The following is a 12000-nucleotide window of genomic DNA, read 5'->3' as shown; positions in this document are numbered from 1 at the left end:
GGCTCCGGACGCGCACGGCATCCCGTGGGAGGGCGTGCTGGCCGACGAGGAGTTGTCCGGAGACAGATAGATGGGTGTCACGACGTCCTCGCAATCTGACATCAGCCGAGAGTCTCCGTCCAGACGGGCGAAGATCTCGGTAAGTCCCAGCCCACCAGGAGGTTGAGCGCATCCCGGCTGGTCAGGGCAGGTTCTGCTGTGTTGACCCGGTACCGGAAACCCCTGAGGTGCACCCACGACCTGGTGGAGCTCGGCAGGCCGAGGGGGATGCCGGCCCGGCGCCGCAGCACCGGGTCCGGCGCCTGCTTGAGGCCTACCACGGAACCTGCGCGCCCAGACGGCCGCGGCGCTGGAAAGCCGGCGCCGGCCCTCTTCTTTGGAGATCTGCGTGAATGCTCACGTCCAGCAGGGTGCCCATCCGGCTGCACTTACGACGATTCCCAGCTCACCCCGCCTTTCCGCACCCGAGAATGTCAGTCTCCCCGGAGAGAATGGACCCATGAACGACGCGCCCGCCGCCCCCGCTCCCCTCACCGTCCTGGCCGACCAGGCCGCCTACGCCGAAGCCGTGCAGCTCGCGGTCGACGCCGCGGCCGCCTACTACGGCGACGGCACCTCCCCGCTGGACGACGACGCCTACGACCGGCTGGTGCGCGGCATCGAGGCCTACGAGGCGGCGCATCCCGGCCAGGCGCTGCCCGGCTCGCCCACGGGCAAGGTCGCCGGCGGCGCGGTCGACGGCGACGTCCCGCACACGGTGCCGATGCTCAGCCTGGACAACGTCTTCTCGGCCGAGGATCTGACCCGGTGGGTCGCCGGGCTGGAGCGCCGCCTGGGCCGGCCCGTCACCGCTTGGAGCGTGGAGCCCAAGCTGGACGGCCTGGCGATCTCGGCCCGCTACCGGAACGGCCGCCTGACCCAGCTGGTCACCCGCGGGGACGGCGCCGCCGGCGAGGACGTCAGCCACGCGATCGGCACGATCGTCGGCCTGCCCGGCCGGTTGACCGAGCCGGTCACGGTGGAGATCCGCGGCGAGGTCATGATGACGGCCGCGCAGTTCGAGGCGGCCTGCGCCAAGCGCACCGCGCACGACGGCACCACGTTCGCCAACGCGCGCAGCGCCGCCGCCGGCACCCTGCGGGCCCAGGACCGGCCATACGTCTGCGAGCTGACGTTCTTCGGCTACGGGGCGCTGCCGCTGCCTCCCGGCGACGGCTCCGAACTGGCCGGGCGGCTGCGCGAGCTGCCGCACAGCCAGATCATGGACCTGGTCGCCGCCTGGGGCGTGGGCACCGCCGCCACCACGCCGGTCGCCGGCGTCGCCGTCACCGAAGTCGGGCAGATCCAGGCCCGCATCGAGCAGATCGCCGCCGCCCGCGCCACGCTGCCGTTCGGCATCGACGGCATCGTCGTCAAGGCCGACCTCGCGGCCGACCAGGCTCAGGCCGGGGTGGGCAGCCGGGCGCCGCGCTGGGCCGTCGCCTACAAGCTCCCGGCCGTCGAGAAGATCACCAAGCTCGTCGGCGTGGAGTGGGCGGTGGGCCGCACCGGCGTCATCGCCCCGCGCGCGGTGCTGGAGCCGGTCGAGATCGACGGCAGCACCGTCACCTACGCCACGCTGCACAACCCGGCCGACATCACCCGCCGCGGCCTGATGCTCGGCGACTCGGTCACCGTCTACAAGGCCGGCGACGTCATCCCGCGCGTGGAGGCGCCGGTGGTGCACCTGCGCACGGGAGACGAGCAGCCGATCGTCTTCCCCGAGGCATGCCCGAACTGCGGCGACGCGATCGACACCGTCCAGGAGCGGTGGCGCTGCGTGCGCGGGCGGACCTGCCGGGCGCTGGCCTCCATCACCTACGCCGTCGGCCGTGACCAGCTCGACGTCGAGACCCTGGCCGAATCCCGCATCGTCCAGCTGCTGGAGGCGGGGTTCATCGCCGACTTCGCCGACCTGTTCTTCCTGACCCGCGAACAGATCCTCAGCCTGGAGCGCATGGGCGAGCTCAGCACCGACAAGCTGCTGGCCGCCCTCGAGACGGCCAAGACCCGGCCGCTGAGCCGGGTGTTCTGCGCGCTGGGCGTGCGCGGGACCGGGCGGTCCATGAGCCGCCGCATCGCCCGTCACTTCGGCGGCATGGAGGCCGTCCTCGCCGCCACCGCCGAGGAGCTGCAGCAGGTGGAGGGCATCGGCCCGGAGAAGGCTCCGGTGGTGGTCGCCGAGCTGGCCGAGCTCGCCCCGCTGATCGACAAGCTGATCAAGGCGGGCGTCAACATGACCGAGCCCGGCGTCACCGTCACGGTCGCGACCGCCGAGGACGGGCAGCCCGTCGCCGGGCCGCCGCTGGCGGGCATGTCGGTGGTGGCCACCGGGACGATGACCGGCCCGCTGGCGGATCTGAGCCGCAACCAGGTCAACGAGCTGATCGAACGCGCCGGCGGCAAGGCGTCGGGCAGCGTCTCGGCCAAGACCGCGCTGCTGGTCGCCGGCGAGAAGGCCGGCTCCAAGCGGGCCAAGGCCGAGGATCTGGGCGTACGGATCGTCACTCCGGAGGAGTTCGCCGACATGGTCGAGGCGTTCCTGTAGTCCCTGAAAACGCCGGCGGGCGGGCCTGCTGATGCCAGCATGCCCGCCATCGCGTGAAGGAGGCTGCTCGTCACCGCCATCACCTACCGGATCGGGGATGCCACCGTCCCGGCCGGAACCGACCCGAAGATCATCACTCCTGTGTGCCGAGGTCGTGCGGGTCGCCGAAGGGCTGTGGGTGGTCAGCTTACGGATGCGGTTGTGAAGTGTTCGGTGTTCAGTACAGCCGACGATCATCATCTGCGACCCGAGCGCCCGTCCCGGGAAAAGACGGCGGATCGCGCCGGCCCGGTGGTCTTCGGCAAGGGCGCACGGTTCTTCGGCTCCTGGCGTCGCCTCCACCGCCATCATGCATAACCATGCTCATGCTGCATCAAGTGGGTGCTTCCCTGAACCCCACATCGTGATCTCCGTGTCGCACAGGAAGACACTTGCGAGAGACTCAAGCGTCCACTTAACGCCGCGCCACTACGCGGGATGTCGCTTCATCGCTTTCTGACCATACTGAGCGGCACCTCTGCAGTTCCGCTTGTTCCTCGACGGGGCTAAGGAACAAGCGGCCTCCAGCCGGCGAAAGGCGCTTTCCGGCATGACAAGCGCCTTCGGACCCTTTAGCGTTACCGCTCGGCCCGAACGAAGCCCCCTGCGTCCGTGGAGGCCTTTGCCGAGCGCCGGCAGAGGGGATCGCCGATCGGCTTCGCCCTTACGTCGAAACCAGGATAAGCGTCGGAGAATACGAAGTACCCGGGCCCCTCACGGGTGATTGCCACGGGTCCCAGACCGCCTCCCGGCAGCCAGGGGCGGACTCGCAGGCAATAATTCTCTCCGAAATAGATGGCATCCGTGTGCCGCCATCCCGAATATCCTCCGGCTGGAATCAGGGCATCGTAACAGCCCTGCCGGTAAACACAGCTGGGCTCCCTGTAGACCTGGACGGCGCCGACGGCGATCGTGCTCGTGTTGTGAACCTCGTTGTCCGTCGGCGAGGCCGTCGCCGCGGAGGGCGCCGCACTGGCCAGAAGGCCAGTCGTCAGGGCGGCCGCGGCAGCCCATGCCGTTTTTTTCATTTTCCCTCTCTCCGTCTTGTGATTTCCTGTTGAATCTTTGCGTGGACGACACCCGCCGGATTCGCGCACCAGGCAATTCCCGTTCTTCCGATTTGTACCCGACCGGGCACACTGCGATTCTTTCCTGCGATCAAGAACGGTTATCGTGAGAAAGGTAGCACTTGCGCTTCTATGGCGACCAGGACAATAACCGGACATTTCAAGGGCGCGCGAACCTCTGATGGAGCGCACATCACCGGATCACCGCGTCTCCTCCTGGAGGAAGGCCCCGGCCTCACCGGTCACCCCGTACGGCTGCGGCGGTGAACTCCGCCCGTTCCCGCGGGTCCAGCCCCAATGCCTCGATCAGCGACCGGATCGACGCACTCCGGGGGCGTCCCACGGCGTTGCCTTCCAGCCTGCGGATGGTGCGTACGTTGACGCCCGCCCGGTCGGCGAGCTGCTCCTGGGTCAGCAGGGCCCGGTCACGCCAGGCCCGCATGAGCGCCCCCAGGCTTCGGTACTCCGTCCCGGGATCGTCCCGGTCGTCCTCTCGTCTCCCGGTAGGCATGACACTCCCCTCGTCCGAGTCGTGGTTCGACTGTTGCGACGGCCCGGCGCCGCGCCAAGGACGGCACCGGGAGAGGTCCAGAAACTTGGCCGCCCCGTCCTTGTGACATACGGTCGCGTCATGACCCAACGGCGTGTGATCATGGTCGGGTACCACGCTGCGGAGCTGCTGGACATCGCCTGCGTGACGTCAAGCCTGGTAATGGCGAACCTCCACGGCGGCGCCCCGCTCTACGAGGTCTTCCTGGCCACTCCATCGGGCCTGCCCATCACCTGTGCCAGCGGGCTGACGCTCCAGGGACAACTGGCCCTCGAACGCGTCGCCGGCCCGCTGGACACGCTCGTGGTGGCCGGCGGAATCGGACATGAGGCGGCGGCCGTCAACCAGGTGATCGTCGGCCACATCCGCCGTCTGGCGCGGGAGAGCCGCCGCGTCGCATCAGTGTGCACGGGCACAACCGTGCTGGCCGCCACCGGCCTGCTCGACGGCCGGCGCGTCACCACCCACTGGCGCTACGCGCCCGTGCTCGCCACCCGTCATCCGCAGCTCATCGTCGACTCCGGACCGATCTTCATCCGCGACGGCGAGGTCGTCACGGCCGGCGGCGTCACCAGTGCCCTGGACCTGGCCCTCGCCTTCATCGAGGAGGATCACGGCATCGCCCTCGCCCGGGAGGTGGCCCGTGAAGCGGTGACCTACCTGCAGCGGCCCGGCGATCAGGCGCAGAGGAGCATGTTCACCCAGGGCCCGCCGCCCTCGGACGGCCTGATCAAGCGGGTCATCGATCACATCACCGGCCATCTGGACACCGACCTGACCCTGGCCGCCCTGGCCGACGGCGCGGGAGTGAGCCAGCGCCACCTGACCCGGCTGTTCCTCAAACACCTGGGCCAGCCCCCGGGCCGATTCGTACGCCGGGCCCGTGCCGAGGCCGCCGCCCACCTCATGACCTCCACCACCCTGCCCATGAGCGCCGTCGCGGCCCGTTGCGGCTTCGGCACCATCGAGGCGCTCCGCCAGGCGTTCGTCGACCGGTACGGCATCCCTCCGTCGCGCTACCGCCTGGCCCGGACCAGCACGTAGTCATGTCGGAGGAGATCGCGTCCCGTCCCGGCCGACACCGCTGATCACCGCCGATGCCGGAGGAGCAGGCGGCTGTCGCACTCGGGCCTGCAAGAGCGGCATGGCGAGGCCGTCCGCCGACCAGCCACCAGGTCGTCACCACCATGGCCACCACCTCCGGCGGGCTGCCCGTGCATGTCGAGCGGGACACCGGCTGCTACCCGCCGGGAGTCCAGGTCGGCGCCGTCGGCCTGGCCGCTTTGCCCCTGGTGCGGTACGCCTTTCACGGCGAGTGGAACTGCACCTGGCGATACAGACGCTCGACGCGCCGGCCGATGCACAATGTCCGGTCATTGTCCTGCTGCTGACCTGGTCGCTGTCCTGGCGCGCGGTCAGAGTGGAGATCGTGGGCGGCCGCGGTGGGGCCCTCGACGGGGTGAACGGGGATCATGTCGAAGACGGCTGCGTCATTGGAGTTCGGGGTGCTGGGGGTGCTCGTCATACGGGCGGACGGCGGTGTGCTCGCGGTCGGGCCGCCCAAGCAGCGCACCCTCGCCTCGCTGTTGCTCATGAGGCCGAATGGGGCCGTCCCGTTCCACGAGATGACCGAGGAGTTGTGGGGTTCGGCGCCGCCCCGCTCGGCGGCGGCCAACCTCCGGACGTACGCCGGGCGCCTGCGCGCGGCCCTGCCACCGCGGGAGCGGGACCGGCTGGTCGCCCGCCCGCTCGGTTACCGGCTGCGGGTGGAAGACGGTGAGCTTGACCTCGACGTCTTCGAGGCCGAGGCCGCAGCCGGCCGGGTGCTGCTGGAGGAGGGGCGGGCGGAGGAGGCCCTTCGGCGGCTCGAAACCGGGCTCGCCCTCTGGCGCGGAGAGATGCTCGAGGACGTACCGCACGGATCCGTCATCGCCGCGCGCAAGGTCACGGTCGACGCGCTGCGTTTGTCGGCCGAGGAGGACTGCTGCGAGGCGTTGCTGGCGCTCGGCCAGCCGACACGCGCTCTCAACCCGCTCCGCGCGCTGGTCACGGCGCACCCGCTGCGCGAACGCGCGTGGGGGCTGCTGATGCGCGCCCTCTACGCTCTGCATGACGTCTGCGGTGCGCTCGACGCCTACGCGGAGGCCCGCGACGCGCTGGCCGAGGACCTGGGTATCGAGCCGCACGAGGGGCTGCAACGGCTGCACCAGGCGATCCTCCGTCGAGATCTGGCCCCGCCCCGCACGGTCGTACCGGCTTCGGGGCCCGTCTGCCTGCCGCGCCAGCTGCCCCCGGCCACTGCGGTCGTCGGCCGCGAGGAGGAGTTGTCGGACCTCACCCGCCGCCTCGGCGCGCCCGGCGACGTCGTCGTCGTGCACGGTCCCGCCGGCAGCGGCAAGTCGTGCCTGGCGGTGAGCGCTGCCCACGCCGTCGCCGACCACTATCCCGACGGCCAGCTCTACGTCGATCTACGCGCGGCCGGTCCCGGCGCGGACGTCCTGTGCCAGGCGCTGCGCGGGCTCGGCGCCGAGGTGGCCGATCCGGACGTCGCTCCCTTGGCCTACCGGTCGGTGCTGGCCGATCGCCGCATGCTGGTGATGCTGGACAACGCCGCCGGCACCGCTCAGGTCCGCCCCTTTTTGGCGGCGTCGCCCGGCAGCACCGTTCTGGTGACGAGCTGCCCGATGCTCAGTGTCCTCGACGGTGCGGCGCACCTGCGTGTCGGCCCGCTCAGTCACGCCGCATCCCTGCGGCTGTTGTCGCTGCACGTCGGCCCCACGCGATTGCGGCGGGAGCCGGACGCGGCCGCCGACCTGGTCCGGCTGTGCGGCCGGCTGCCGCTCGCGCTGCGGATCGCGGCCGCGCGCCTGAGGGCGCACGCCGACCGGTCCGTACGCGAGCTGGCCGACCGGCTCGGTGACGAGCGGCAGCGGCTCGACGAGCTCGAAGCCGACGGCCTGGCATTACGCGCCAGCCTCAGATCGCCGTACGACTGCCTGGCGGGCAGCGGGCGTTGCGTGGATCGGCTGGCGGCGGAGATGTTCCGGCGACTCGGGCCGTTACCGGCCGGCATGATCAGCGTCCAGGACGCCGTGCGGGCGGTGCGCGGGCGCGCCGGGGAGGTCGTCCGCGCCCTGGACCGGCTGGTCGAGATGGAGCTGGCGGGCTTCCAGCCGCCGGACCGCTACCTGTTCGCCGACCTCGCCCGGCTGCTCGCCCGCGACGTCGCGACCCACCTGGCCGAGCTGGACCTCAACGGCGGGAACCGGGCACGCCCAGTCGCCTGACCATGATCCCGAGCAGGTTGGGGGCGTGGAAGAGGCCGCAGATTCGGGAGTCGACGCTGCGTTCGACGTTGTCGCCGATCAGGACGAACGCGCCGGCGGGCACCGCCGAGGCCGCCGGACGGCCGGCGGCCTCGGCCACCTCGGCCGGCACCGGGTCGCCGGCGACGGCCGTCACTCGCTTGATCAACACCAGCTCGCCCGTCGTGCCCTGCAGCGATGGTGTCGGCGGCGTCCATCGGACCACGACGACGTCGCCGTGACGCAGCCGGTGGACGCCGGTGCGCCGGACGAGGACGCGTTCACCTCCGGTGAAGGTCGGCGCCATGCTGGTGCCGACGACGGTCACGGCGATGAGGCGGCGCCGGACGTACGCCGCACCGAGGGCGATCATGCCGACCAGCAGTGGCAGCACCCAGCCGGTCACGGCATCACGCTCGCGCCGGGGCGATAGCCCTCGGCCTGCTGGGCGAAGAGCCGGGCGTACGTGCCGCCGAGCGCGACGAGCTCGTCGTGCGAGCCGCGCTCGGTCACACGTCCGCCATCGATCACAGCGATGGTGTCCGCGTCCCGCAGCGCGCCGAGCCGGTGGGACACCAGCACGCTCGTACGGCCGGAACGGTGCCGGCGCAGCCGCTGGTGGAGCTCGTGCTCGGCGTCGGCGTCGAGCCCCGAGCTGGGCTCGTCCAGGATCATCAGCTCGCAGTGACTCCGGAACAGGGCCCGGGCGATCGAGACTCGTTGCCCCTGGCCGCCCGACAGGTGGGCGCCGGTGGAGGCGTCGTCCTTGTCCGCCTCGCTGTAGAACTCTCTGGACAGCAGGGTGTCGTAGCCGTCCGGCAGCGCGGACAGCACGGTATGGGCTCCCGCCTCGTGTGCCGCGGTCTCGATGCGCGGCCGATCGCGTAGCCCGCGCAGGTCGCCCAGCCCGATGTTCTCGGCCGCGGTCAGGTCGTAGGTCATGAAATCCTGGAAGACCGCGCTGATCCGGGTGCGCAGCACCGCGGGGTCCACGTCGCGGATGTCCACACCATCCCAGAGGATCACGCCACGATCGGGGTCGTAGAACCGGCACAGCAGCTTGGCAAGGGTGCTCTTGCCCGCCCCGTTCACGCCGACCAGCCCGAACGCGGCGCCCCCGGGGATGAACAGGTCGACGCCCCGCAACACCCATGGATGGCCGGCCGAGTAGCGGAACCACACGTCGCGCAGCTCGATCCCTGAGCGCAGCTGCGGCAGGGGACGCGGCTGCGGCCGTGCGGGGAGGTCGGGCCCGGCGTGGACGACGGCGCGGAAGTGCGCGAACATCAGCAGCTGGTAGTGCGCTCCCGCCGCTTCGGTGACCAGGCTCCCCAGCGCAAGCCCGACGCCCGAAACCGCGGCGACGAACATCGTGACGTCGCCCGCCGAGATCCGTCCCGCGCCGGCCTCCAGGACGGCCCAGACCAGGCCGGCTCCCGAGACGACCGCGCTCAGCAGGCCAAGGCCGCCCTGGATGAGAGTCTCGCGCTGAGCGGTACGGCGTTCGGCGGCGTTGGCCGCCAGCGTGTCGGCCCGCATCCGCTCCCGCAGGTACGTCCCGATGCCGAACAGCCGGAGCTCCTTGGCGGCGTCGACACCGGCCAGCAGCGAGCCGAAGAAGACCTCGCGCCGCTGCAACGGCCCGATCCGCCAGAACATCGTGGCCCGCCGCCGCGCCAGCAGGAACTCGGCGGCGGCGACCGGGACGGCCCCCGCCAGCACCGCCACGGCCATCACCGGACTGATGACGACGAGCGACCCCAGGAAGCCGGCGACGCCGATCCCGGCCCGGACGAGCGCGAGCAGCGCGGCGACCACCCTGCCGGGCGTCACTCCGCCGGACTGCTTGGCCAGGCGCAGGCGGTCCAGGAACGTCGGGTCCTCAAAGCGGCCGAGTCCGACGAAGGAGTTGACGGCTGCGTACAGGCGGTCATCGGCCACGAGCGAGGCCGAGCGCCGCAGCTCGTCGGTGACGTAGGCGACGGTGCGCGGCAGCACGGCGACGGCGGCCCCGGCGAGCGCCAGGCCGGTGCCCAGCGCGGCGAGCATCGTCGGATCCGGGTGGCCGGCGCCGAGGTGATCCAGGAGCAGTTTGGTCAGCCAGGAGACCACGACCGGTACGGCGCCGCCCACCACCGTGAGGGCGACGTACGCCAGCAGCGTCCCCGGCCCGGCGTGCCAGGCCAGGGCGACGGCGTCGGCGATCCCCGCGGGACGCCGCAACCTCATGCCTGCGCCACCTCCTGGAGCAGCAGCGTGGACGGCTCCAGCGCGGAGCGAAGCACCCGCCCCGAACGGTCTACCACCCCGAACAACGGAAACGCCGCCACTCCGAACGCCGCCGCGATGGGCCCGCCCGGCGGCTCCACCGCGACCCTCGCCACCGGGGACAGCAACTCGGCGTACTCGGCGGCCGCATCGGGCTCGGCGATGACGACGGCCATGGTGGCCTGGCGCCCTCCTGGCCACAGCCGGGCCGTCTCGATCAGGCTGGGCATGCGTTCCTGGCAGGGGCTGCAGTCGGGGCTGATGAAGGCGACGAGTGTGTCCCCGGACCACGACTCGTGTGTGAGCGGCTCCCCGCCGGTCGTGGCGCCGCGGAAGGCGGATACCCGCAGGCCCACCGGAAGCGACGGCGGCTCAGGGGACGAGGCGGGCGCCCGCCCGGCGAGGAGCTCCGTGTGTTCGCGCAGCCGCCTGATCACGCCGAAGGTGAGCAGCAGATTGAGCAGGGCCAACGCGCCGACGAGCACGACGAGACCTGACACGGTGTCTCTCCTTTTCGTTCTGGCAGGAAACGGACGCTAACCGCCGGGGTGATAACTCCCGCACACGTGCTCGTGTATCGGTCCTATCGGCCCGATCTCTACCGTCGCTGGCGGAATCAGTCGGCATTCGAGTCTGGAGATCCCATGAACCAACTGTTCGGCCGAGCCAGTGATCTGATGCTCGGCCTGCTGGCGCCCAAGCTCAAGGCGGAGGCGGCCATCTTCATCGGCTGTTGCGACTGGTGCGTCTGCTACTTCCAATCGGAGATCAATCCCAACAACAAGTGGTGCGCCCAGTGCTCGTGCTCTCGGTGCTGACGGGCGCGCACCAGCACGCGGGATAAGCCGTCACGGGCGGGCGGAGGCCTCACCCCGCCGCCCGCCCACTGGTGGGGGAAGGGTCTGACGATGTACGTATCACTGGGATGCGCCATGGCGCTGAGCGTGGTCTTCGGGGCGTCACTGGCGAGTAAGGCCGGCCGGGAGGAGTTCCGGGCCTTCGCCGTATCCGCAGGACCGCTGAGCCTGTTCCCGGCACGGCTGCGCGGCCCGCTGGCTGCGACGGTGGTGACGGCCGAGGCCGTGGTGGCGGCCGGGCTGGTCACCGGCCTGCTCCGTCCCTGGTGGCCGGCGCTCGGGGCCGTCGCACTGTGCGCCTTCATGGGGGCGGCGGGGGTGCTGGGCGCGTTCACGATCGCCGTTGTGGCGTCACTGCGCCGCCGGGACCGGACGCCCTGCCGTTGTTTCGGCACCTCGCCGATGCCCCTGGGTCCGCGCCATGTGGTGCGGAACGTGCTGCTGCTCGGCGTGGCTGTGGCCGGCAGCGTGGTCGAGGTGCTGGAGCCGGTCAGCGGGAATCTTGCCGGTGTCTCGGTCGCGGCCGCCTCGGGCATGATCGTGGGCCTGCTGGCGGTCCGCTTCGATGACTTGGCCGCCCTGCTGGCCGGCTCACCCGACCCGGCCACGTGACGGGACGCAGCAAGACCACGTAACAGGAACGACCCGGGCGGGGAGATCCTCGCCCGGGTCGCACCGCTGCCGCGGCCTCCATCTTCGCTTCGCGTCACGCGTGGCCGGCGGTCAGCGTCTGCGGGTCAGCACCTCGTGCAGGAGCACCTGGCACACCAGGTCTGGCCGGTGGTTTCGGACTTGACCCGGCACAGACAGAAGTCACAACAGCCGATGATGACCGCTGCCTCTGCGGTGGCCCTCGGCGCCAGCAGTCCCAGCATCAGGTCTGCGGCGCGGCCGATGAATGCGTTCATGCGCGTCTCCACCTTCGATCGCGTACTGATTTACTTCGACGGTAGGGAAGTGGTCGATAGGGCGGATACATGCTGATATATGCATGAAATATCGCCGTTCCGGTGGATGGCGGACACGCGACTTCGCGGAACCCGCGCCGAGGTCCGGCGGCCGGTGATCGAACCGGTCCTGCGGCGCCGGCGATGCCTGCTCCAGGCCCCCGGCACCGACACCACGACCCGCGACATCGCCCGGGTGGTCCTGGCCACGCTGTTGCACAAGTACGGCATGCGCGCCGACGACGTCACCGCCGCCGCCCTGGCCGCCGTCGACGACCTCGATGACGCCGCCCCGCCGACGGTGCGGCAACTGGCCGGCCGCCCCGCCGCATCGACCCGGGCTGCTTCACCGGGTACGGGTACGCCGGGAAACCGCTGCA

General features: G+C 71.0%; 11 protein-coding genes. 7 read left to right on the top strand and 4 right to left on the bottom strand.

Going from position 1 to position 12000, the window contains the following annotated elements; genetic code table 11:
* The first annotated feature begins 499 nt into the window (after nt 1–499).
* Complete coding sequence (ligA, locus tag Plo01_RS22155) at nt 500–2587, top strand: NAD-dependent DNA ligase LigA (RefSeq protein ID WP_203892586.1); 2088 nt, start codon at nt 500–502, stop codon at nt 2585–2587.
* Nucleotides 2588–3928: 1341 nt separating this feature from the next.
* Here the strand turns inward: ligA and Plo01_RS22150 are convergent.
* Nucleotides 3929–4204, bottom strand: a complete 276-nt coding sequence (locus Plo01_RS22150) for a helix-turn-helix domain-containing protein (protein ID WP_203892585.1) — start codon at nt 4202–4204, stop codon at nt 3929–3931.
* A 120-nt stretch (nt 4205–4324) separates the two neighbouring features.
* Here Plo01_RS22150 and Plo01_RS22145 point away from each other — a divergent pair, with 120 nt between their 5' ends.
* The 3 genes from Plo01_RS22145 to Plo01_RS22135 all read left to right on the top strand — a co-directional run bounded on the left by Plo01_RS22145 (nt 4325) and on the right by Plo01_RS22135 (nt 7530).
* Entirely contained in the window at nt 4325–5287 is a 963-nt protein-coding gene (locus Plo01_RS22145; protein ID WP_203892584.1) for a GlxA family transcriptional regulator, read from the top strand.
* Between the two features lie 53 nt (nt 5288–5340).
* The gene (locus Plo01_RS22140) at nt 5341–5634 is read left to right on the top strand and encodes an ISAzo13-like element transposase-related protein (protein ID WP_203892583.1); all 294 of its coding nucleotides are present in this window, start codon (nt 5341–5343) and stop codon (nt 5632–5634) included.
* Nucleotides 5635–5715: 81 nt separating this feature from the next.
* Complete coding sequence (locus Plo01_RS22135) at nt 5716–7530, top strand: AfsR/SARP family transcriptional regulator (protein ID WP_203892582.1); 1815 nt, start codon at nt 5716–5718, stop codon at nt 7528–7530.
* On the opposite strand, the gene Plo01_RS22130 is transcribed toward Plo01_RS22135, so the two are convergent.
* Genes Plo01_RS22130 through Plo01_RS22120 form a run of 3 tightly spaced genes read right to left on the bottom strand, consistent with a single transcriptional unit; the run spans nt 7496 to nt 10316 of the window.
* Nucleotides 7496–7954 carry a S26 family signal peptidase gene (locus Plo01_RS22130; RefSeq protein ID WP_203892581.1) on the bottom strand — a complete coding sequence of 153 codons (459 nt, stop codon included), beginning with the start codon at nt 7952–7954 and terminating at the stop codon, nt 7496–7498. The two genes, Plo01_RS22135 and Plo01_RS22130, sit on opposite strands and share 35 nt — an antisense overlap.
* Nucleotides 7951–9777 carry an ABC transporter ATP-binding protein gene (locus tag Plo01_RS22125; protein WP_203892580.1) on the bottom strand — a complete coding sequence of 609 codons (1827 nt, stop codon included), beginning with the start codon at nt 9775–9777 and terminating at the stop codon, nt 7951–7953. Before Plo01_RS22125 ends, Plo01_RS22130 begins: the two co-directional genes overlap by 4 nt.
* Nucleotides 9774–10316: a TlpA disulfide reductase family protein gene (locus Plo01_RS22120; protein WP_203892579.1), complete on the bottom strand. Its 543-nt coding sequence runs from the start codon at nt 10314–10316 to the stop codon at nt 9774–9776. Before Plo01_RS22120 ends, Plo01_RS22125 begins: the two co-directional genes overlap by 4 nt.
* A 144-nt stretch (nt 10317–10460) precedes the next feature.
* On the opposite strand from Plo01_RS22120, the gene Plo01_RS22115 reads away from it, so the two are divergent.
* The 3 genes from Plo01_RS22115 to Plo01_RS22105 form a co-directional block, all read left to right on the top strand.
* On the top strand, nt 10461–10634 hold the full coding sequence (locus Plo01_RS22115) for a hypothetical protein (protein WP_203892578.1): 174 nt from the start codon (nt 10461–10463) through the stop codon (nt 10632–10634).
* Between the two features lie 90 nt (nt 10635–10724).
* Nucleotides 10725–11285: a MauE/DoxX family redox-associated membrane protein gene (locus tag Plo01_RS22110; RefSeq protein ID WP_203892577.1), complete on the top strand. Its 561-nt coding sequence runs from the start codon at nt 10725–10727 to the stop codon at nt 11283–11285.
* A 450-nt stretch (nt 11286–11735) separates the two neighbouring features.
* Nucleotides 11736–12000, top strand: a 265-nt coding sequence (locus tag Plo01_RS22105) for a hypothetical protein (protein ID WP_203892576.1), incomplete at its 3' end; no start/stop codon positions are given.

This window comes from Planobispora longispora (genome assembly GCF_016863135.1).
GTDB classification, from domain to species: domain Bacteria; phylum Actinomycetota; class Actinomycetes; order Streptosporangiales; family Streptosporangiaceae; genus Planobispora; species Planobispora longispora.
This window is presented reverse-complemented; position numbering and strand designations above follow the sequence as displayed.

Excerpts from the sequence above, each read along its gene's own strand:
- ligA (WP_203892586.1), top strand. The coding sequence starts at position 500 with ATGAACGACGCGCCCGCCGCCCCCGCTCCCCTCACCGTCCTGGCCGAC.
- Plo01_RS22150 (WP_203892585.1), bottom strand. The coding sequence starts at position 4,204 with ATGCCTACCGGGAGACGAGAGGACGACCGGGACGATCCCGGGACGGAG.
- Plo01_RS22145 (WP_203892584.1), top strand. The coding sequence starts at position 4,325 with ATGACCCAACGGCGTGTGATCATGGTCGGGTACCACGCTGCGGAGCTG.
- Plo01_RS22140 (WP_203892583.1), top strand. The coding sequence starts at position 5,341 with ATGCCGGAGGAGCAGGCGGCTGTCGCACTCGGGCCTGCAAGAGCGGCA.
- Plo01_RS22135 (WP_203892582.1), top strand. The coding sequence starts at position 5,716 with ATGTCGAAGACGGCTGCGTCATTGGAGTTCGGGGTGCTGGGGGTGCTC.
- Plo01_RS22125 (WP_203892580.1), bottom strand. The coding sequence starts at position 9,777 with ATGAGGTTGCGGCGTCCCGCGGGGATCGCCGACGCCGTCGCCCTGGCC.
- Plo01_RS22115 (WP_203892578.1), top strand. The coding sequence starts at position 10,461 with ATGAACCAACTGTTCGGCCGAGCCAGTGATCTGATGCTCGGCCTGCTG.
- Plo01_RS22110 (WP_203892577.1), top strand. The coding sequence starts at position 10,725 with ATGTACGTATCACTGGGATGCGCCATGGCGCTGAGCGTGGTCTTCGGG.